Origin of the sequence: Sediminibacterium sp., assembly GCF_051860225.1 — a bacterium.
Classification (GTDB): Bacteria; Bacteroidota; Bacteroidia; order Chitinophagales; family Chitinophagaceae; genus Sediminibacterium.
Map to the genome: position 1 here is coordinate 125070 of NZ_JBHYEI010000004.1, position 22161 is coordinate 147230.

A 22161-nucleotide genomic window follows, 5' to 3' on the forward strand; every position below is an offset into this window, starting at 1 on the left:
CCCAAAAATGGGGGTCTTGTATTTATCCACAAGATTTGGTGGGCTGTAATCCTTTACTATCTTGCGTTTCAGACAAATCGAGGCTTATGGTACTGTATAACCTGTGAATAGCTGTGGATAAGCCGTGAATTACTAAAGAAAAACCATGAAACACCCGTCCTTACTGCATATTGAAGATTTTAATTATGAGCTGCCAGAAGAAAAAATAGCCCGTTATCCGCTTGAACAGCGGGATCAAAGCAAGTTGCTTATATGGGACACTGAGGATGAAATGGCAGTTTCGGGGGAGCCGTTCAATCCAATTAGAGAAAATATATATGCAAATATTGCTGACGAATTACCAGCCGGAAGCTTACTGGTATTCAACAACACTAAAGTAGTAGAAGCCCGGTTGCATTTTCAAAAACCAACAGGTGGACTAATTGAGCTTTTCTGCTTAGAGCCAGCGGATCACTATGGCGATATCACATCAGCCATGCTACAAAAAGGAAAAGTGCAATGGAAATGTCTGGTAGGGGGCGCCAAAAAATGGAAGGAGGGATCGGTACAGCTGAGCGTGTCAGCGCCTTCAGGCGATGGCGCGGCGGGCTTCAGTGTGTCGAGCAGTGGCGCGGGCTTGCGCGTGGAAGCAATAAAAATCGAGACCTTACCCGATTGTTTTTTAATTGAATTTAGTTGGGAACCAGCGGGTCTTAGCTTTGCAGAAGTCTTGCACTTAGCAGGGGATATTCCGCTCCCCCCCTATTTAAATAGAGCAACAGAAGAAACAGACAAAGAAAGATACCAAACCATTTATGCCAAACACGATGGATCGGTAGCAGCACCAACCGCAGGATTGCATTTTACCGAACAGGTGTTTTCAAAATTGTCTGAAAAAAATATACCCAAAACATATATCACATTGCATGTAGGAGCAGGCACATTCAAGCCCGTGAAAGCGGCGCAAATGAAAGACCACGAAATGCATGCAGAATTTATTGATGTATCATTTGAAGCAATTGAACAATTATTAGCGCATGTAGAAAAAGGGATTATTGCGGTGGGAACAACCTCGCTGCGTACACTGGAAAGCCTTTACTGGATTGGCTTGAAGACAATTAAAAACCCTGCTATTGCAAATGCAGATTTACAAGTAACACAATGGGAGCCTTATGAAAATATACCGAAAGAATATACTGCAAAAGCGTCGCTAGAATCTTTATTGCAATGGATGCAACGCAACAAAGCAGAAAGAATAATCACTAAAACGCAAATCATTATTGCACCTGGATACGAGTTTAAAATCATACGCGCATTAGTGACTAATTTTCATCAACCACAAAGCACATTATTGCTATTGATATCAGCCATTGTTGGAGATAATTGGAAAAAAATATACCAGTTTGCCTTGGCAAACGAGTATCGTTTTTTATCATACGGTGATGGATCAATTTTATTCGTGCATTAAAGGAACTTCAACAGTAAAGGAAGTTCCTTTTCCTAAAGTACTGTCAACTTTGATTTTGCCTTTATGTGCATCAATTACGGTTTTAACATAACTCATGCCTAACCCAAAACCTTTTACATTATGAAGGTTACCAGTATGAGCGCGATAGAATTTTTCGAATACCCGTTTAACAGATTCTTTAGACATTCCAATACCATTGTCTTCAATACGAATAACTAGATGGTTCTTAGTGCTATGGGTAGAAATTTTAACATAAACAGGATCTTTTGAATATTTGATAGCATTATCAATTAAGTTAGAAATCATATTACGGAAATGCGCTTCGTCACCACTAATGGAATCGTTACTAGCATTTAATAAAAAATCGATTTTTCCATTTTTATCATTCAATTGCAACTCAAAAGTGCCCGCTACTTCTTGAATCATTTCATGTGCATTGATTCTAGACAAGTTTAAATTGAGTTCCTGCTTTTCTAAAAATGCAGCCTGTAAAATGGTTTCCACATGTTTGTTCATGCGAATATTTTCCTCTTTGATGATATTGGTAAAGTAAGCCCCCTTCTCAGGATTAGCTTGCACTTTAGGAGTACGTAAGGCATCAACAGCTAAAGAAATGGTAGCTAAAGGCGTTTTGAATTCATGGGTCATATTGTTGATGAAATCACTCTTAATTTGAGATAATTTTTTCTGATTCAACAAAGTTTTCACTGTAACATAAAAAGCCGCGATAATAATGAGCATAAAAATAATCGCCCCAACTAAAATCCAGCGAAGCGAAGTCCATACTTGCTTCTCTACATCCGGAACAATAATGATTAATAATTCATTGGTTTCCGATAAAGCTAAATTATCCGTATCACGAAGAATAGGATAATAATTACGCTTATTGTTTACTGTATCCCAAAATTCTTGTTCATACCCCGGCGAATAAAATTCATAATCACCTTCAACATCGGAAATAGCAAATTCAAACTTTAGGTTTTTAAGTTGAACGCGTTCAAATTCTTTATCAATTTTATCTCGCACTTCCTCCATAGTAAAACGCTCTTCAACTGTGGGCTGGCGAAATAATTTAATCTGCAGATCGGAACCAAGTAATAACCCGCCCCTTCTATTTAATCGAAGTGGTTGAGAACTTCTGGTAGTTTTACCAATATCGGTGGCAACGCTCACCCCAACGGCATTAATTTTCTCTCTTAGTTGGTTTTTGGTTACTTCCATTAAGTTATCAAACCAAGAAGCCTGTAAAATGAAAAGCCCAAACAGCGAAAGCGAAATCAATACGACAATAGTGGGGAAAGTTTTCTTCATGCGCAACAAATATAGATTTATTTAGTCCTAGCCAGCCAGAGCAAAGCATCAGAGCACATTTTTTAACTAGATTTTTTAGAATTCGTCTGAAAAATAAATATTATTCTTATCTTTTTGAAAGATATGGAACTAAATAAAGGAATTTTATTATTGTCTGACCCTTTTTTAAAGGACCCCAATTTTATTAGAACCGCAGTGTTAATCTGCGATCACAATGAAGATGGCGATGTAGGATTTATCCTAAACAAGAAGACCGATCAGGTATTAGGAGATTTGGTAGAGATAGCAGATGGATTAAAGCTGCCGGTGTATGAAGGAGGTCCAGTAGAACAACACACCCTGCATTTTATCCACCGCAGACCAGATATTATCACAGACGGGGTAGAAATACACAAAGGAATTTATTGGGGAGGCGATTTTGACATAGCTGTAGCCGCCTTACACAACAAAGAAATATCCGAGGCCCAGATCAAATTTTTTGTGGGATATAGTGGATGGAGCGCAGGGCAATTGCAAGAGGAAGTAGACGAAAAAAGTTGGATAATCACAACACCCGATGCAGCCATCAGTTTTGCAGAAGAACCACAACAAATATGGAAACGCAGTATGCAACTGCTAGGGGGAGAATACGCACAAATGACCAACTACCCTATTGATCCGCAGTTGAATTAGAAGGATTTCTTTTTAAAAATCATGAGATAAAGCAAATGTAAAATCCAAGGATTTGGCATAGGAGTATCTTTTTCTTCAATGTCTTCCGGAAATTGTTTTTGTAAACGATAATAAACGATGGTGAAAAGTTGAGCGAAAACAAAAGCAAAAGCCCAAGAGTTATAGTGAATTTTAATGCTAAATATCCATTTTAATAATAGCGGTAAAATAAAATTAATCACTACGAAAGCTTGAAAAGCTATTTTAAAAAACTGCTTTCTTTTTTCAGGTGTATTCAGTTTAACTTTCAACCATTCATCAATTACATTAATTAAGGAGAATTTTTTTAACTCAACACTTAATGATTTTGGAGTAGGATAAGTCAACGTATTCTTGAAAGAATAATACAATGCCTGCCAAGCCAACAAATTAATGATTATAGAATAAGTACATTCATCAATAGTAATATAATCTACATTAAATATATAAGAATATAATACCCCTAAAGGAAAAATAATTGCATTAAAGCATATCCCAGTAAATAAAAGAAAAGCAACCCCTGAATCTTTCTTGTTCATTTTGTTATTTCGATTTTTGTAAAATTGTTAGTGATTAAATAATTGCACTGTGATAACCCCATAGCTTAGCATAATGCCCATTCGCATTTAATAGATGATGATGTGACCCCTGTTCAACCAACTGACCTTTATTCAAAACCAAGATTTGATCGCAGTTCTTAATTGTGGTTAATCTATGGGCGATAATGATGATGGTTTTAGCTTGTTGTTTAAACCATTCAAGTGCATGTTGGACTTTTTGTTCACTAGAAGGATCTAGGCTACTGGTAGCTTCATCTAAAATTAAAATATCAGGATTTCTATAAAGAGCTCGGGCAATAGCTATGCGCTGTTTTTGTCCACCAGAAAAATTTGCCCCTTGTTCATTCACTACACTATTATAAGAATTAGGCAACTGATCAATAAATTCATCTGTTCCCAAAAGCTTTGACAGAAATAGAATCTTTTGCATATCAGGCTCATAATCCCCAATTGCAATATTTTCGATTATAGTTGCATTAAACAAATCTATAGATTGAGGTACAACTCCAACTCTTTCTCGTAAACTACGATTACTAATATGCTGCAAGTCTAAACCACCAATTGTAATATTCCCTTTATTCAAAGGATAAAGATTTTGCAAAAGCGACAATAAAGTTGATTTACCACTTCCGCTTTCACCTACAATGGCAGTAGATTTTCCTTTTTCGATTCGGAGCGACAATTCTTCAAAAACGGTTGTTCTTGTACCGTAACGAAAATGAATATTATTGAGTTCAATATCACCAACTAAATGCGGCAATAATTCAACTTTTGTTTCACTGGTAGATTCCGTTTCTAAATCAATGATTTCAAATAAACGATCAGCTGCAATTAGAGCGTCTTGTATATTTCGATTGGTGCCAATTAATGAAGTAGCAGGACCTGTAAAATATCCTACAAGCGCGTAAAACGATAATAATTCACCAGGAGATAATTCTCTATTGATAACAAAATAGGATCCTACCCAAAGTAAAATGATGGTAAACAACCGAGTAAAAAATTCGGCACCAGTCCCTATGAACATTGAATAGATACTGGTTTTATAGATGGTTTTGAGCAAATGAATAAAACGGCTTTCCGTTTTATCATTAGTAAATTGTTCAAGACCGAATCTTTTAATAGTACCTACTGCATTTAAACTTTCTACCAATTGGCTCTCCAATTCAGCACTTTCTTCCATTAAACGCCTTTGCCATTTTTTATTTACACTATTACTAATCCAATAAATCAAGCAATAGATTGGAATAATAGCAAGCATAATCAAAGCCAACTTCCAATAATAAAAAAACATAATCAATATGCTAAAAAGCACAATCAATGTATTGACTATTAGATTTAATGCAACAGAATTAATGAATTCTCTAATTTTAACAGCATCGTTCACCCTGCTAATAATTTCACCGACCCGCATTGTATCAAAAAATTGCTGGGGCAGTTTGAGTAAATGTTTATAGTAGCCTAATATTAATCTAGCATCAATCATTTGACCTGTTTGAAAGCCAAAGACTGATTTAAAGCCACCAATAATTAATTGAAATACTAAAATGATGATCATACCAACGCTTAGCAGATTCAACAACCGAGTATTCCCTTCAACTAAAACAAAGTCTATAAGCTTCTGCATATAAATAGAAGTAGACAACCCTAAAACAGTATAGATTAGCGCCCCAACTAAAGCTTGAAACATAATTGCAGAATGAGGCTTAATCAATTGCCAAAAGCGAGTAGCATTCCTAATTTTTTGTTTACCAGTTACAAAATCATCGCCAGGCAAGAGCAATACAATAACACCTGACCAAAGAGATTGAAAATCTTCAGGAGCTATTTTTACAAATTCGCCATTACCTGGATCCATATAAGTAATTGATTTAGTAGAAACTTTATAAATTACCACATAATGATGTAATCCATTTTTCAATATTACATGAGCAATGGCAGGCAAAGGAATTTTTAGCAAACTATCTAAAGTGCCTCTTGCCCCTTTAGCCTGAAAACCTAATTTTTCAGCAGCTTCAATCAAACCCAATACATTAGTTCCACGCTTATCTGTTCCAGCATATTGCCTAATCCTACTAACGGGTAATTCTAATTTATAATGCATTGCCACCGAAACCAAACAAGCAGCTCCACAATCGGTAATATCTCGTTGTTTAATACAAACTTTATTACTCATGATGGTATTGATTTAGTGGGATTAAACCAATCGTCTACTTTATCAAACAATAGCTGCCAAAGGGTTCTTTCCGCAACAACGAATCTTGCTTGAAAACTTAACCCTTTCTTTAATTGTCCATTGTAACCATTTTTCAAAAAAAGCTGGGAACGGTCAAAACTACAATACACTTTAAATACTGGTTTATTATCAATAATTGAAAAATCATTGCCAATAGAAATAACTCTACCTGTAAGTAATCCAAAATAATTATAATCGAAAGCATCAATTTGAAATTGAGTTGCTTGTCCAATTTTCATCAGGCCAATATCTTTGGTTGATAAATAGCATTCAGCTAACAGTTGGCTCATCGGTGAAATGATACATAAGGATTCGCCAGCAGATAAAAAACTACCGACATACTTTGAATTTACATTCTGGATTACTCCAGCAACAGGTGCATGAATAAAATAATTTTTTTGTTCGATAGTTAATTGACTCTGCTGAATTTTAAATTGAGCAATATCTAACTCATACCGTTGGAGATCATTTTGCCATTGTGCAAGTTGCTCATTCTTAAACGCCATAAAACTATTTTCTAACCGCTCTAACTCAATTTCTTTATCAAAATGTTCTTTAGGCGCAATAACTTTATCTTTTAGTAAAGAAGTAAAGATCTGTAACTCGTTAGTTACTTTTTTAATAGCCGATTGGTGATCAGCAATCTGATGAATAAATTTATTCAACTGCTCTTTATACATTGGAGTCTGCAATTTCAAATTATTGTATTCATTGGCAGCAGCAAGTATTCTTAGATCAGCTACAAAAGCATTACGTTGTTGATGCTCAACCGAATTGAGGGTTAGCTTAGGAGCACTTAGATTATCTTTTATGGATGCAATTAGCTGCCCTTGCTTTACAGAATCTCCTTCTTTTACATAGAGTTGATCTATATAGCCAGTTTGTAAAGGTTTAACCTCAGTTCTTTCATTCGCAGGTCTTACAACACCGCTAGACCTAATGGCAATAGTTGTTTTAATGAAAGGCAAAGAAGCCATTGCGGAAATGACTAAAGCAATAATCATTAAATAAACCCAAGGTTTTGATTTAAAGAAAACGATATTTATTTCGGAATGGAACATGAAAATTTTATTAAGAAAAAAAATCAATACATAAACCAATAAAATTAAAAATTGAATGTGCAATTGCTACAGGCAAAAATGGGTAACTAATTTTTTTAAAAGCTACGAGGTATAAAGTACCATATAAAAAACCTGAAATAAAGGTTATTAATATGTACTCAATCGAATACCAATGAGATAATCCAAATAAGAGAGATGAAGTCAATGTAGCGATTAAAAAGGCTTTAGGAAATTTATTCAACACTGAATTGATAACCCAATTTTGAAAGAAGAATGTCTCAAATATTGGAGCAATGATAACAGCTAGAATAAAAGCTTCTAGTGGAGTGTTAAATTTTGGACCAGCAGTATGATTAGGAAATAATACTAAAGAAAATAAAAGAGTAATTAGAATATCAATAAATAGAATGAAAAACGTAAGTATGTAAATTTTCATTTTAGATAATAAAAATAACAATCTATAGTAAGACCTATTCAATTTCTTAAAGTATATACCCATTGTATATAATTAAATTTATTATATAACTACTATTGTATGATTTGTAACAATTTTAGGATAGGGGTTAGATATTATTACCTAACCCCTATTACTTTACTTTTTCAAACTTGGGGGTAAAGATTGCTGATATTCAACTGCATCTTTAGCAAAAGTGTATACCACCTTAGCTGCAACACCGATAGTAAAAGCAACTCTTTCCCAAAATTCACCACCGCCATCAATTGATTGCATTTGGTTAACATTTAATTCTTGAAGACCTTTAAAATTAGAAAGGTCAATAGTCTGATTTTTCATTTTTAAAAAGTTTAAATATTTACTTTAATGAGTTCCATCCTGATAAAAAGCTCTTTTTAATCGTGCTCCAGTTGTCGACAACTTCAATTGCCAAGCCAACAGCACCGCTCTTTAGCCATTTCGGTAATTCTCCACCATTAACCTCCTGGAAATCCTCCGTACTAAGGTTCACCAACCCTAGTTGTTCAAATGATACTTTTTTCATTTTATTTAAATTTAAAAGACCTGTCTATCGCCATGGTTATTTCAGCGTCACGCAGAAGTCCCGCTACCGTGAACTCGGGTTTTGTTTACTTGTTGCAACAAGGTTTTGTTCTGAACAGTACGAAGGAACAATTAAGTAGAAGGTACTTATAGGGCAGTTGTATCAATTTATATAGGTTATTTAACGGTGATATAAACACTTAATCATTACCCACACTAATAAATGGCATAATCGTTAAATATAATACCGTAGAAACACTTAATTCTACCGTTTTTTCACGGTTTTCTTACAATCAACGAGTGATACCTTTCACGCATTAGTCACTACTGTTTACTCAATGAGGTGGGTTAAACGCAAGGAAATTTGTAAATTAATAAGTAAATTCCCAATATGCTAAAGGCTTTACTGGTTGATGATGAACGGAATAATCTTGAAAACCTTGCTTTCATGATCGAAAATGATTGCGAAGGTATTTCTGTGATTGGCAAAGCAACTTCAGGCAGTATTGCAAGAGAGTTACTTTCTACCACAAATGTAGATGTCATTTTCTTAGATATTCAAATGCCCAATGAAGATGGATTTCAATTTTTGGCTAGTCTTGGGAAACACTCCTACAAAATCGTATTTGTTACTGCACACAATGAATATGCAATAAAAGCGATTAAAGCCAATGCATTGGACTATATTTTAAAACCAATTAATGTGGATGAATTGAATCATACCATCAACAAACTAACTCAACTAAGTATAAATGATGATTGGAAAAGAAAAGAGTATGAAACGCTTGAAATATTATTAGACCAAATTAAGCCCAACAAGTACTCAAAGCGATTAGCCCTGCATCAACTGGGCTCTATTTGTTATATTGATATTGATGAAATTGTGTCTTTACAAGCAGATAGTAACTATACCATCATTCACCTAAATAATCTTCAAAAAATGGTATTCAGCAAAACGCTCAAAGATTTTGAGGAAATGTTAGATCCCAAACAATTCGCTAGAATACACAAATCTTATATGGTCAATCTACACCACGTTAAAGAGTATAAATCTACTGATGGTGGAATGGTTAAAATGTCTGATGGTAATTTATGGAGTATAAGCAGAAGGCAATTAGATGATTTCTTAGCGAAAATGAAATAACAAATGCAATTACGCTATCGCCTTTTTACACTAATTACTTCAATCATATTGATATCGTCAATCAGTGCTCAAAATAAAGAATATACTGCATTCACTGTAAGAGATGGTCTTCCAAGCAACTATGTTTATAGAGCATTAGAAGGTAATGATGGCTATTTATGGGTAGCAACAGATGCTGGTATTGCAAGATATGATGGAAAATCATTTCAAGTATTTACTACAGATAATGGCCTGCCAGATAATGAAGTACTCTCTATTGCTAAAGAAATAAATGGTAGAATTTGGGTAAACTGTTTTAAACAAAAACCAGCATATTTTGATGAAATCAAAAATAGGTTCATCAATGCAAAGGAAAATCCTATTCTAAATCAAATTATTGAAGGCACTTCTGAAATGAATTTCTTCCCTTTAAAAAATGGCGGGATGATGTTTAGCAATGAAAAAGCAACCTCTATCATTAGAGAAGAAAACGGAAAACAAACTATTGAATTGAATAAAAGTGGCAAATCATATATACTTGAAGACAATCAAGGAAATCAATTTTTTCATGGCTATGAGCCATTAACCGCAAAGTCTAAGGGTAATCAAGTAAAAATCTTTGTAGCGCGTAACGGCAAACAAATAGATAGCAGCAATTTATTGATGTATCACTTTAACGAACATGTAACTAGAAACGTTCATGAAGGAAACTTGTATTATTTCATGTATCAACGTAAAAAAATGTTCAAAATTTCAGGATTTCAAGTAAACCCATTAAAGTTTACGATTGATTCAATTAGCATTCCTGAAAACTATAATAATTATCAATTTACCCCAACTAGCATTTCTCTATTGGGTAATTCAGGAAAAATTCATGTATTCAATAAACAAACCTTGCAATTCACTACTGTATTTAGTGGCAATTATATCCCGAATTCTATTTATGATGACAAATATGGAAATCATTGGGTAAGCTCAATAGATAAAGGCCTGTTGCTTTATAGAAATAGTAAAATAAAGAACATTCAGTTTCCTGCGAATTTTACTAACAAATATTTCATGAGCATTACTAAGGCATCTAAGAATACGATCCTTGCAGGAAATATTTATGGTGAAATAATTGAAGTATTACCCAACCAAATAAAACTGCACAAAACAGTCAATAATAGGCAAATAGCTAGAATTAGGAAAATTATAGCAACAAAAAAACAGGTCTTCACTTTTTCTGAAACAGGTGTTTTTAAAAATTATCAATATGCAATAAAAAATGATAAAAAAACCACCAATCAATTTAGCAAAACAGCTATTCACTTTAATGACAGCATTATTATTTCAGGCCATACCTCAAGTCTATCTGCTATTAACATCAATGATTTGACTGTTAAGTCATTAGATGGATTAAAAAAAAGGGTAACCGCCTTGGGGAAAGACAAAAAAAACGAAATTTATTTTGGTTCAACCGATGGATTATACAAATACAATTATAGTAAAAATCAAACAATCCCTTTAAATAGAAACAATGGTCTACTTAGTGAGCGTATAACGTCCATCAGCTTTACACAAGATCAATTAGGCTGGGTTTCTACTGGGGGTAGTGGTATTGCGGTAATACGCAAAGACAAAGTAATAGCAGTAATAAATGAGCGCAATGGCCTTGTCAGCAATGCAGTCAGATGTTTAGTTGATGCAATGCCAGGTCAAATTTGGATAGGCACTTCAAATGGAATAAGCAGATTGAGTTACACTTATCATAATGATAAACTACAATTCAAAATCAATAATATAACTGTACAGGACGGGTTAGCAAATAATATTATTAATGAGCTAGCATATAAAACAGATACAATATATGCTGCTACTAGTGATGGCATTTCCATCATACCGACTACTATTAAAGTTCCTGAAATGGATATACCCGTTCGAATTCAAAAAATAAGTATCAATCAACGGGATACTGCCATTTATAGTATTTATAACTTAGGCTATCAGCAGAGAAACATTCAGCTTAAACTAGCAGGCATTGATATAACTGGTCGAAACCATCATGTTGAATATAATTTAGACAATGCTAAAACCTGGAGAATATTATCTCAAAACAATCTAACATTAGAACTTAGTCATGGCAATCACCAATTAAAATTCAGAGCAGTTGATATTAATGGCTACAAGAGCAATCAGATTTCTAGTATTATATTTAATATCAACTCCCCTGTTTGGAAATCAATTTGGTTTTGGCTAGTGATTGCAATTGTAATTCAAAGTTTGTTTATGTTGTTCATTTATAAATTGAGAATAAAGAAAAGGAAACATAAAATCGCCTTGGAATATGCCAATTTACAAACAGCGGCACTGGAGCAACAGTCGTTTAGCAGTTTAATGAATCCACATTTTATATTTAATGCCCTCAATAGCATACAACACTATATCAATTTGCAAGACAGAAAAAACGCAAATAGATATTTGAGTGATTTTGCTTCTCTAATCAGAAAAAATTTTGAAGCGGTTCAACAATATTTCATTGTGTTAGATCAGGAAATAGAAAATTTAAAAATATACTTACGACTCGAAAAAATGCGATTTACTGAAAAGTTAGATTTTAAAATAGAAGTTGATGAAGCAATAGATATTGAACATATCATGATACCTACTATGATGCTTCAACCCTTATTAGAAAATGCAATTTTGCACGGGATTGTCCCTTCTTCATTACCAGGCAGCATCCTCATTAAGTTTAGCCATTCTCCTAACTATATTATAATTGAAATAAGTGACAATGGAATTGGAATAAAAAATAGTCAACAAATAAAGCCTTCCGAATTACATAAAAGTAGAGGAACAGAATTGATTAATAAACGTATTGCTGCTTTAAATCATTTTAGTGATCTACCAATTACAATTGAACAATCCCCCATTACCGAAAGCCTCAGCAATCCTGGGAATAGGACAACCATTAAAATTCCCATTGACCTTCATAAAAATTGGCTAACAAAACAAAATAAATTCAATCAATAATTAATTCTTTTTAACACCCATATTTAAATCCACTTTAAATATAAAAGGCTCACTCCTGCTCTCCCCATTGCCATCGGAAATTAATATAGGTGCCCCATTTGCATCCAATGTTTGAATAGTCCAGATAAATTGGGCAGTTGAATCAGTAGTGGGGAATGCTAATCTGGGTTGCCAAATATATTGGGTTACCCCTCTTAATGAAATATCTAGAATAGGTTGATTGGCTCTTAATGCCTGAACAGGTTGTTGATTAGACAAAATTTCAAAAACTTGTAAACGATAAGTTGGGGGTGCAATGGCCGATTGAGGTGTTACCGGTGTCCATCTAAATGTAATGGCATTTTGAGCTACTAACTTTGGAATGATTGATTGATTAACGGGCATCATTAAAAAAGGAAGTTGTACGCCAACCAAATTAAAAATTCTACATCTTTCTGCAGCTAAAACTTGAAATGTACCTGGCTGTAAAATAGAAACGCAAATTTGGTATTGCCCTGATGGTAATTTTCCAGTTCGTTCAATTGTATTTCTATATTGGCCTGTAAATATCAGGTACTCCATAGGCATCACGTCTTTACTAAAATAAACAGAAACCCCTCTATTTAAATTAATACTACGCAGTTTTTGAACATCAGTAGTAGCAACAATGGTACCATCCAACAACTTAATTTCAGTTTTAAAAATAATCGGCTGAGGATCAGGTCTACCATAATCAACTACAAAACTTAAAGCCGTATTTCTGCTAGCCCATTCACTTAAATTAGCAGGAGGTTGAGACTGAACAGTTAGTGTGGTATTGATTTGAGCAACTAACTGATTTAATAAACAAGTACAAACCAATAAAACAGTAAAATATTTTTTCATGACCAACCAATTAGTATTGATAAAATAGCACGCTTAAAATTTATACATTAACCCCGTTCTCAAATTAGACTCTAAATAATTAGCACCAATTAAAGGTATTGAACCTAACTCATTGCCGTACCTGAAATAATTGGTTGACAGAAAACTATTCCAAGTAAGTTTTTTATTGACTTTATAATCAAGATTACAAGAGAGAATAAAGTTATTGTTTGCAGAAAACTGATTCAACTTACCCATGGTATATTGCAACTGGCCCTTTAGCTGCAATTTATTATCGAGCAAAGGCATGCCAAGCCCAGTTGACAAGGTTAACAATTGATTCTTTACCGATGGAATTACATTATTAAAATACATCAAACTAAAATCGGGCGTGATAGTTCTATTCACATAAATAGGCATATACGTAACAACAAGGGTATGTGTATTATTACTAGTTGTTATTCCAGAAATCACATTTCGTTCATCATACTTACTGTAGTTATAATTCATCGACAAGGAATGAGTGACATTTTCGTTAGACCAAGTATACGTTGGGCTTACACCAAAATCGTTGCTTACATTTTTTATTCCAAAGGGATTGAGGCCGCTCACTGTTTGAAACCCAAAATTGTTATAATTGACATTTACAGATAAGCGATCATTCACTTGTGTAAACCAATTGATATTACCGAGAAACTGGGTTGCACGTAAACTAGTATTACTCAGGTTATTCACGCGTTGCCCAACACTTGCATTGATATTCATTTTACTTTTAAACAGGTTTAGTCGAGTATTGACTGTATTATCCCAATGATCAGCTTGCATAAAAGGATAACCCGTTGTTTGATAGCCAGCACCCACATATTTTGTAGCATAACTAATATCAAAATTGGTTGACTTTTTTCCAATGCTCAATTGACCTGCTTGATCCTTCACACTTGAGGTTCTAGCATTAATAAATGGTTTTATAGATACATTATCACTCAATAATAATAAAGGCATATTTAAGTCTTTAGTAAAGACACTTTGTGCCATTTCCATATTGAAGAACCATCCACTTTTAAAATATTTTTGTGCTAAAAAAGAAATCGTAAACCCTTCTTGCGGTAATACCGTTAGAGGTGGACTGGTAACAGATTGAATAATGTCTTTGGCTTTAGAAACAGTAAAAGCCACTTTATGCTCCCCTTCCACTTCTGTTCCTATTTGAAACATATAATGTTTCCTTCTAAAAGCACCTACAATCCCAGGAGGTGGTAACGCAACGCTATTGATTCCTTGTTGGGATATTCCAGTAAAATATTTAATCCTAAATTTTCCAGGACTTAAATTCACTCCTGCACCAAAAATGCCAATATCACCAGTACTTAAATCACTGTACTTTATATATTGCGTCCCCAATAGTAATTCTACCCATTTATATTTGGGATTCAAAGAAAAATTATTCGCCGGATTCGTTAAAAACTGACCAATGGTTTGATTTTTTAATCCAGCATATGGACCTGCAAAATTGGTTGCCATAGAAGCAAAATTCATACTTAAGGGAATGGAAATTTTACTACCGATATGCAAAGTGGGATTAAATAAAAAACGAACCTGATTCCAAGGTTTTCTAGCAGTATAAATATTGCTCCCTGTTGGTTTTACATTTAATCCATATCCTTCATAAGTAATACCCATGGTACCCGTTATCTTGACCAATGGCTTCTTCTTAGCGGTATCTTGTGCAATAAGTGATACACTAGACAACAAGAGAAAAAATAACATGATGAAAGGAGGAAAACGATTGGAAGTGTACATTATAAAACTAGTTTTAACGTTTCACTAAATACAGAGGATCTACCCTGGTTGTCTACCAGTACAATTGAAAAATATATTTCTTTATTATCAGACTGGGGCTTTACAATATGGCTGGCATTCTTTTTATAGGGGATCATTTCTAACTTATTCCAACTCGACTCTACCTTATTTTTAGCATAGATAATAACAGAAATATTATTTTCCTTTAGATTACTATTCACTAAAAAGTTTAACGTAATTTCTTTTTGTTCTTTTGAATAAGTACCCGTTACAACTGGTTTGGGAAGCCTAGTTTGTTTTGGACTCATGATAACAATAGGGGGAGATTGCTTTGAAAACAAACCTGCATCATCTTTGGCAATCATGGTGTATTCATATTGCTTACCAGAATTAAACGAATTATCCGAAAAATTTGATTTAGTAAGATCTGGCGATACCATTAAAGTATCTACCTTATTGGCACTGATATCTTTTCTAAACAGGTACTGCGTTATTACATCTTCGCTTTCAGAAGGAACGTATGTCAATTGAATAGCTGTATCAGCTATTCGATAATCTACAATCATTGGAGCAATAGGCGGAATAGTATCTGGTCTTTTTACTTCAATAATTTTAGAATCAATTGATTGATTAAAATGACTATCAAAAGCAATGGCTTTATAATAGATTTTTTTAGTCAGGGTATTTAAGGTAGTAGAGTCGTAGAGCACGAATACTTTCTCATCCGAACTATCATTGAATGACTGATAGACTATAGAAAAATCATGATCCGCGGCGTTTGCCTTCATTAATTGATAGCCCAGGAAATCCTTTTCAGTATTGGGTTTAAACTTGATTGTAATTTTACCTACAGAATCAATAATGGCTGATTGAATTATAGGAGCAGCGGGCGGGGTACTGTCTACCAGGGCAACCATTAATGGAAAAGAATAACTGGAATTACCAGCAGTATCAACAGCCTCAACAATATAATACAAGGATTCGTCTGTAGTAAACTTTGTATCCTTAAAAGTATTGGAACTTGCAGATAACAGTTGACTATTAATTTTTTTAAAACCATCTTTATCATTGTTGCTCCTACCAATATTAAATCCTTTGAAATCTGCAGGGAGTTTAGCCAACATATTCCATTGAAGCATGATTTCTTTAGGAGCCACATGTTTGGCGCTAGTTAAATTAGGAGAGGGAGGAGGAGTTAAATCTTTGGGCATTGCAGTGAATTCACCCAGCACCAATTCGTCCGCAAAAGGAGTGATAACGGTAATTTTATATTGATAGCGTTGATAATTGGTTAACCCTGAATCGAGGTATCCATAACGACCAGTTCCTTCATAGTCAACTGGTGTTAATTGCATGGATGGAGTAGGTGTTAATTTTTTAAAGGGCTTATTCACCCCTTCTTTTCTATAAATGAAATAAGCGAAATAATCAAGCGACTCTGGGAAACTAAATTGAATAGTTTGATCACCAGGCACCACTTTAACCAATGTATCATTTTTTAAATACAGTTGACTAAAGGGTTTGCACTGAACAGCAATATATACCCAATCATTTTTATTACCCGATGAAGTATTAACCCTAATTCTATACCAATAATTTTTCCCTACTTGTACTTCTTTGTCTTCTGCCCATAGCCCCAACCCTTCCGCAGCCAACTTGCTTTGCAAGGAAGCCATGATGGTAAAACTAAAATTATTACCCACTTTATTTCTGATCTCATTCAACGATTTTAAATTATCGCTGAGCATATCACCAGTTGCCATAAACGCGTTGCCTTCGGTTAGGCCCATGGCAAGACCAGCTAAATTGGTTTCATTGGAATCAGCAATGGTTTTTTGTTTAAATCCTGCTGTCCATTGATCTTCATTCCATCTTTTATAGGGGCTATTTTTTATGGGCGTATACGTTAATTGTTCTTTGGATTGATTCGAAACAGCCATTGCTTTTTCGATGATATAACCTGATTGATTGGCTACTTTAAATAGTTGTGGAGTAGTGGCAAAATACCTTAGTACAATGCGATCTTCATAAGACCTAGCGGTAATAACTATGGGTGGACCTTCCACTGCTTGTGCAAACAAAGAATGGCTACCAACTAGTAGTATCAATAGAAAAATAAGATTTCTTGCAGAAGGATTGCACATATATTTTTCTTTATTGAATGATTAATTTTTTAGGTGCAACCGAATTATTATTCGATTGATTGGTTGCAGTTGCGCTTACTGACTCCCCATTGGTTTTAAACGAAACTTGCTCTTGCTGCGTTACAGGAATAGTAGTACCCTTCTTTTTTACTGAAACCCAAACATTATTAACCTGCTCTTCTAATTTAGCATTCACCGTGAAACGGTAGCTGGTATTGGGTTTAAGGGGATTAGAAACTATTGGAGTATTACTTAGCTGAAACTTTCTAGCACCAAACATATCCGCTCCTTTAGCATACAAAGGAATCGCAGGAGTTGGAATACCCGTGGTATCCTGAACTAAGCTAGTAGTATAAGTTGCTTTAAATGTTCTTGTTTTAATGGTACCATTGGCCTGTTGCTCATCAATCGAAAATGATTGGTTAAAAGGATAATTCAACAACACTGCAAAATTGGTCGTCCGAGAAATATTTTCAGCACCGGGTGTCACAATTAATTTGATTAAGGAATAATCCAATGAATCCACCACGTTTTCTTGTTTATATACTGTATTGGCACCCCCCGATTGTTCCGTACCCGCGCATTGATTACCAATTGAAAAACTTCTATTGATAGTAGCATTGTAACCACCAATTGTTTTTGCAGCCCCTTCTACTTTTCCTGCTATGTATGTGGGATTGGGGAACTCCGCAATGGCGTAAGCTGCTCCTTTAGCACTAGCCAACCAACCTGAATTATCTCCAAAAGCAGGTAAACTATATGCATAGGTTATATTAGCTCCCGCATAAACAGCAATGGCCATTCTTGCTCTCCACCCTTTTCCAAATCCAGTACAACCATCGTACTGTAATAATGAAGCATTAATTTCTCCACCCGCTTGAATAGAGTAGTCAATATCTACAAAACGTCTACAATTACACACTTTACCATGAAAGTCAATAATATTAAACTTAGCGGTAGTGGTATTATGAACCCCCAACCCAACAGCAAAACCCTTCGCTGATTGGTATTTATTATCGCCCGTTGCAGTTTCACTAAAAGTAGGTAAAGCATACCCTAAGTTGGCAAAACCATCTTTGGTTTTTTGCATAAATCCAGTGGGGATATCTGTACCCAAATCATTTCCAAACATTAAGTATGCTTGAATATCGGTATTATTGATTTTAACCCACATAGGAGCGGTTGGTGTACCGCTTTTAAAATACCATTTGTTGTTTTTGCCATCAATATACAAACGCATATTCGCAGGAGTAGGCGTAGAAATAGGATCCTTATCAATATTAATGGAAGCATTCATATTGAATACTTTCTGCGGAAAATCATATTCCACTGAAAGCGATCCATTCGCAAAGGATTTTTCTGGCTCAATAATTTTAGCACCGCAATAGAAGAGTCCGTCAAATTTGATGAAGTTCATACCACCACTGGCATTGAACTCAGTAGAAATTGAAGCACTTCCATTAAATGTTTCTTCTTTAGGAGTTGTGGCTAATATAACTTTCGCTTTAAATCCAAATTTGATAGAAGCATCCGGAGTAAAGATGGCCCCCCCAAAAGTACTCGCGGATGCTAATGTTGGATTAAATCTAGAAGGCAGCGTCATTTTCATTCTGCTATACACACCAGCGCCAAAACCCCTGAATGCAACACCCCCTAAAAAAGGAATACCTGGTGCAGGCAAATTAACCTGTGCTTCAACCATCCAATATTTAAACCCATTTCCACTATTCCCAGGAATATATTTAGTGTTACCAAAAACAGCACCTGCCTGAATAGCCATATTCATCGTGGTAAACTTAGCCTGCAATTCGCCCTTGAAACCATTCCCGTATTTCACATCTTTTTTAAAGAACTCAACGGATCCCTTAATCTTTACAGCAGCGGTACTAACATCAACATGAATGCTTTTAACTTCAACACCCAAGTATTTGGGTTTTAATTCCGTTAAAAATCCATACTGCTCAACAATCATTGTCTGTGCTTCAAATTCATTTGTTTGCAAAGGATTAAATCCCTTCGGAATGGAAGGCTTTAATTGATTCACGATAGTCTGAACACCAGTAGTATCAGTAGATGCAGAAGGAATGTATTTGGAAGAAATAATTGCCCCACGCAAAATCAACTTAGTATCTCCACTAACTGCGATATTACTGTTCTCACTACCAATATTAATTTTAGCTACCAACTCTACCCCACCCTTGAATAAATATTGTTTTTCCGCAACGGTTTCAACAGGATCAATTTTGGGCTTCACATCAGTGATCGTGAATGCAAAACCAGAAAACTTTTTCTGCGGACTAGCAAAAGACCATTGACCAGGATTAAAAGTAAAATTATCCGTAGTACCCGTTGTGTAAGTCATCCCGAGGTGCTGGAATTTACAAGAGAGATCTAGATCCAATGGAATATTACTTCCGGGGTCAATCATTTTTCCAGAAGGGTAATAGAGGCTTCCATTAATGTCAATCGCAAAACTTACTTTTCGTTTGTTGTTCACTTTAGAGAGTGTCAAATTCATGTTAGAGCTAGGACTAATCTTCAGCTTCCCATCCCCCAAAAATTTACTGGTAATATCAGCACCAGGTTTTAACATGAAAACAAAAGAAGCGTTACCTGCATTAAACAATGCAGAATAATTCAACGCATTAGACACACTACTAGAAGAACTTAAAGGCAACGTAATTTTACCTTTCATTTTACCCTCCATTAAAGCGCCATTCGCAAAACTCACACTCACGGTATCAATACTAGCGCCTAAATTTCCAATATTGGCTTTAGGAAAACTGATGATATTATTGGCTGAAATTTTTCCTGACAAACCATATTCATCAATAATTAAATTTTGTGCAAGCACTTCAATTCTTTTACTGGTATCGGCATAACTTCTAAGTTCATCGGGCAAAGTCATACTAAAACTTTTCAAATAAAAACCAGTGAAGAAAGCATTGGTATTGCCCGCATAACCAGTAGGGAAAACCATTCCCGTAGGATTAGCCACATAAGAATGATCATATGCAATCACCCCAGTTTTAATACCCAATCCATTGGTATTCGGAATTACACAAGCAGGCAGTGTGCCCTCCACCACATAGTCGGACCATTTTGCCGTATTGAGCTGAAAATTAAATGCAACATTTGTTTTAGATTGATCAACAGGAACTAAAAATTCTTTGGGCAATTGTATGTCTACATCCAAATTGTATTTCCAAAAAGAAGAATCATTAGCACTGAACACAATCCCATTTCCAATATGCCCAGAAGACTCTTTATTAAAAATCATTTTTAAATTTTCGGTGCCCGTATTGGCATAAGAAACCACTACTTCATCCACCAATTTTAAAGAACCCGAAATACCAGTAATTCCAGTATTCGTAAACCGAATGCCATACCCTCGTAAACCAATAACACCCGTGCCATTCATGGTATTGCTTGGATTTTTAAAAATCTTTTCTGTATTCAAAGCAGCAATGGCTTCAAACTCAGCAAAGTCGGGTCTAAAAATCATTTCAGTAAACCCAAAAGCATCAGAAGTATCTCCACTTTTAAAATAGCCCACAGGCATATTAATGGGTTGCACCGCCAAAGAGCTATCTACAAAAGGCGCAATCTCTGCAGGCACTAGCGGTTTTAAATGCTTGTTGGCTTTAACAAAATCAGCCACTTCTCCCAATTTGGAAAGCGTCCATGGACCACCCCAATTATTTACACTGGTAGCGTTGATTAAAAACTGAACAGGATAATCTAGATTAGGATCCGTTTTAGTATGGATTGAACCAGCACATAATTTATTCTGTGCATTAATTTTAATTCCTTTAAAGCGAACATTAAAAATACCCAACCATTTTACTCTAACAATACCCTCACCAGTTAATGAATCATTGGTACCAGTAGGAACCGCAGAAAATTTCATTTTGAAATCGTCGGACAAACTAATCTCATCCCCAATTGCAAAAACTTTAGTAGAAATACTGGCACAAGCACCAGTATTGGCATTCACATTAGTAGCATTGGTTTTAAAAACCGTATAATCGCTGATCCCATTATTGGCTCCATAAGAAATGCCGTTATTACCCAAGGCCTGCACCTGCCAAACAAATTCGCAACCACCCGTTAAACAACTAGGATCAATCAAATTAGGCACATTGGCTTGGGTTAACCCTGTGTATTCTTTTGTGAATAATGGTTCTGTAGAATTGATAATTTGAGCAGCAGGTTGACCAGCTGATTTCTTCCAAACCTTTAAAAGGTATTTTACTACTGTGCCAGGATTAGGGCTAACTGCAGACCACTTAAATAAAACAGGTGCAGACGCCATTTGCTGATTAAAAATAGATTCGTTAACCGGAATAATATTTAAGGGTTTATTAAACGCCTGTTCGGGATTCTTGACCGTAAACGACTTGCACTTTTCTTCACTTAGCGGCAAGTTATTAGGACCACCATAAAAACGAACACAAATTTGGTATTCGCCAGGAGGAAGCTTACACTCTTGACCCAATAAACTAACTGCAGCATTACCGCTCCAAATTTTTACGATGCTACTGAAACCCGCAGCAGGAGCCGAACTTGGAGTATATGATCCACAAATAATAGCTCCTCCTTTTTTAATTTGAACTAAAATTTTACTCCCCTCTAAAATAGGATCCAGTTTACCAGCAAGTGCTCTTGAAGAAACATTAATGCTTAGTAAAGAATTACCACTAGTCCAATTGGTAGTAAAAGCATCAGGATTTTGAGGCAGATTAATATTGATGCTATTGATGGGATATTGCTGAGCAAGCAAGCAAAAGGGAAGAATAAGTAAAAGAAGTAAGGGCGCTTTCTGCATAAGTAAAGCATTTATTAACCCTAATCTACTTAGATTCAAAAATTATAATCAAACAAATGAGTGAGCGACCAAACCGAGAATGTAAAAGTTCAATATGAATGAGTTAAAGGTA

At 35.0% G+C, this 22161-nt stretch carries 15 protein-coding genes; 4 read left to right on the forward strand and 11 right to left on the reverse strand.

The features are described 5' to 3' along the window. Window positions 1-145: 145 nt before the first annotated feature. Window positions 146-1447, forward strand: coding sequence for an S-adenosylmethionine:tRNA ribosyltransferase-isomerase (locus ACTIEI_RS13470; RefSeq protein ID WP_439506814.1), 1302 nt, complete (start codon window positions 146-148; stop codon window positions 1445-1447). Here ACTIEI_RS13470 and ACTIEI_RS13475 read toward each other — a convergent pair. Beyond that, entirely contained in the window at window positions 1433-2758 is a 1326-nt protein-coding gene (locus tag ACTIEI_RS13475) for a sensor histidine kinase (RefSeq protein ID WP_439506815.1), read from the reverse strand. The two genes, ACTIEI_RS13470 and ACTIEI_RS13475, sit on opposite strands and share 15 nt — an antisense overlap. A gap of 123 nt (window positions 2759-2881) precedes the next feature. Here ACTIEI_RS13475 and ACTIEI_RS13480 point away from each other — a divergent pair, with 123 nt between their 5' ends. Next, entirely contained in the window at window positions 2882-3430 is a 549-nt protein-coding gene (locus ACTIEI_RS13480) for a YqgE/AlgH family protein (protein ID WP_439506816.1), read from the forward strand. Here ACTIEI_RS13480 and ACTIEI_RS13485 read toward each other — a convergent pair. From ACTIEI_RS13485 to ACTIEI_RS13510, 6 genes are all read right to left on the reverse strand, one after another. Then, the gene (locus tag ACTIEI_RS13485; RefSeq protein WP_439506817.1) at window positions 3427-3987 is read right to left on the reverse strand and encodes a hypothetical protein; all 561 of its coding nucleotides are present in this window, start codon (window positions 3985-3987) and stop codon (window positions 3427-3429) included. The two genes, ACTIEI_RS13480 and ACTIEI_RS13485, sit on opposite strands and share 4 nt — an antisense overlap. Window positions 3988-4021: 34 nt before the next feature. Then, entirely contained in the window at window positions 4022-6181 is a 2160-nt protein-coding gene (locus ACTIEI_RS13490) for a peptidase domain-containing ABC transporter (RefSeq protein ID WP_439506818.1), read from the reverse strand. Beyond that, window positions 6178-7302 (reverse strand): HlyD family secretion protein, encoded by a 1125-nt coding sequence (locus tag ACTIEI_RS13495; RefSeq protein WP_439506819.1) that lies wholly within the window; start codon window positions 7300-7302, stop codon window positions 6178-6180. The genes ACTIEI_RS13490 and ACTIEI_RS13495 overlap by 4 nt, the downstream gene beginning before the upstream one ends. A gap of 10 nt (window positions 7303-7312) precedes the next feature. Further along, window positions 7313-7738 (reverse strand): CPBP family glutamic-type intramembrane protease, encoded by a 426-nt coding sequence (locus ACTIEI_RS13500; protein WP_439506820.1) that lies wholly within the window; start codon window positions 7736-7738, stop codon window positions 7313-7315. A gap of 156 nt (window positions 7739-7894) precedes the next feature. Beyond that, window positions 7895-8095: a hypothetical protein gene (locus ACTIEI_RS13505; protein WP_439506821.1), complete on the reverse strand. Its 201-nt coding sequence runs from the start codon at window positions 8093-8095 to the stop codon at window positions 7895-7897. 19 nt (window positions 8096-8114) lie between these two features. Next, window positions 8115-8300, reverse strand: coding sequence for a hypothetical protein (locus ACTIEI_RS13510; RefSeq protein ID WP_439506822.1), 186 nt, complete (start codon window positions 8298-8300; stop codon window positions 8115-8117). Between the two features lie 390 nt (window positions 8301-8690). Between ACTIEI_RS13510 and ACTIEI_RS13515 the strand changes: the two genes are divergently transcribed. Both ACTIEI_RS13515 and ACTIEI_RS13520 read left to right on the forward strand, forming a co-directional pair. Then, window positions 8691-9443: a LytR/AlgR family response regulator transcription factor gene (locus tag ACTIEI_RS13515; protein ID WP_439506823.1), complete on the forward strand. Its 753-nt coding sequence runs from the start codon at window positions 8691-8693 to the stop codon at window positions 9441-9443. A 3-nt stretch (window positions 9444-9446) separates the two neighbouring features. After that, window positions 9447-12434, forward strand: a complete 2988-nt coding sequence (locus ACTIEI_RS13520; protein WP_439506824.1) for a histidine kinase — start codon at window positions 9447-9449, stop codon at window positions 12432-12434. Here the strand turns inward: ACTIEI_RS13520 and ACTIEI_RS13525 are convergent, their stop codons facing one another. The 4 genes from ACTIEI_RS13525 to ACTIEI_RS13540 are packed head-to-tail and all read right to left on the reverse strand — an operon-like array spanning window position 12435 to window position 22049. Continuing rightward, window positions 12435-13298, reverse strand: a complete 864-nt coding sequence (locus ACTIEI_RS13525) for a hypothetical protein (protein WP_439506825.1) — start codon at window positions 13296-13298, stop codon at window positions 12435-12437. A 33-nt stretch (window positions 13299-13331) separates the two neighbouring features. Continuing rightward, on the reverse strand, window positions 13332-15077 hold the full coding sequence (locus tag ACTIEI_RS13530) for a hypothetical protein (RefSeq protein ID WP_439506826.1): 1746 nt from the start codon (window positions 15075-15077) through the stop codon (window positions 13332-13334). Next, window positions 15077-17221, reverse strand: coding sequence for a hypothetical protein (locus ACTIEI_RS13535; protein ID WP_439506827.1), 2145 nt, complete (start codon window positions 17219-17221; stop codon window positions 15077-15079). The genes ACTIEI_RS13530 and ACTIEI_RS13535 overlap by 1 nt, the downstream gene beginning before the upstream one ends. 10 nt (window positions 17222-17231) lie before the next feature. Then, window positions 17232-22049, reverse strand: coding sequence for a hypothetical protein (locus ACTIEI_RS13540; protein WP_439506828.1), 4818 nt, complete (start codon window positions 22047-22049; stop codon window positions 17232-17234). Window positions 22050-22161: the final 112 nt, after the last annotated feature.

Excerpts from the sequence above, each read along its gene's own strand:
- ACTIEI_RS13495 (WP_439506819.1), bottom strand. The coding sequence starts at position 7,302 with ATGTTCCATTCCGAAATAAATATCGTTTTCTTTAAATCAAAACCTTGG.
- ACTIEI_RS13490 (WP_439506818.1), bottom strand. The coding sequence starts at position 6,181 with ATGAGTAATAAAGTTTGTATTAAACAACGAGATATTACCGATTGTGGA.
- ACTIEI_RS13530 (WP_439506826.1), bottom strand. The coding sequence starts at position 15,077 with ATGTACACTTCCAATCGTTTTCCTCCTTTCATCATGTTATTTTTTCTC.
- ACTIEI_RS13475 (WP_439506815.1), bottom strand. The coding sequence starts at position 2,758 with ATGAAGAAAACTTTCCCCACTATTGTCGTATTGATTTCGCTTTCGCTG.
- ACTIEI_RS13470 (WP_439506814.1), top strand. The coding sequence starts at position 146 with ATGAAACACCCGTCCTTACTGCATATTGAAGATTTTAATTATGAGCTG.
- ACTIEI_RS13540 (WP_439506828.1), bottom strand. The coding sequence starts at position 22,049 with ATGCAGAAAGCGCCCTTACTTCTTTTACTTATTCTTCCCTTTTGCTTG.
- ACTIEI_RS13485 (WP_439506817.1), bottom strand. The coding sequence starts at position 3,987 with ATGAACAAGAAAGATTCAGGGGTTGCTTTTCTTTTATTTACTGGGATA.
- ACTIEI_RS13505 (WP_439506821.1), bottom strand. The coding sequence starts at position 8,095 with ATGAAAAATCAGACTATTGACCTTTCTAATTTTAAAGGTCTTCAAGAA.
- ACTIEI_RS13515 (WP_439506823.1), top strand. The coding sequence starts at position 8,691 with ATGCTAAAGGCTTTACTGGTTGATGATGAACGGAATAATCTTGAAAAC.
- ACTIEI_RS13535 (WP_439506827.1), bottom strand. The coding sequence starts at position 17,221 with ATGTGCAATCCTTCTGCAAGAAATCTTATTTTTCTATTGATACTACTA.
- ACTIEI_RS13525 (WP_439506825.1), bottom strand. The coding sequence starts at position 13,298 with ATGAAAAAATATTTTACTGTTTTATTGGTTTGTACTTGTTTATTAAAT.
- ACTIEI_RS13520 (WP_439506824.1), top strand. The coding sequence starts at position 9,447 with ATGCAATTACGCTATCGCCTTTTTACACTAATTACTTCAATCATATTG.
- ACTIEI_RS13510 (WP_439506822.1), bottom strand. The coding sequence starts at position 8,300 with ATGAAAAAAGTATCATTTGAACAACTAGGGTTGGTGAACCTTAGTACG.
- ACTIEI_RS13480 (WP_439506816.1), top strand. The coding sequence starts at position 2,882 with ATGGAACTAAATAAAGGAATTTTATTATTGTCTGACCCTTTTTTAAAG.
- ACTIEI_RS13500 (WP_439506820.1), bottom strand. The coding sequence starts at position 7,738 with ATGAAAATTTACATACTTACGTTTTTCATTCTATTTATTGATATTCTA.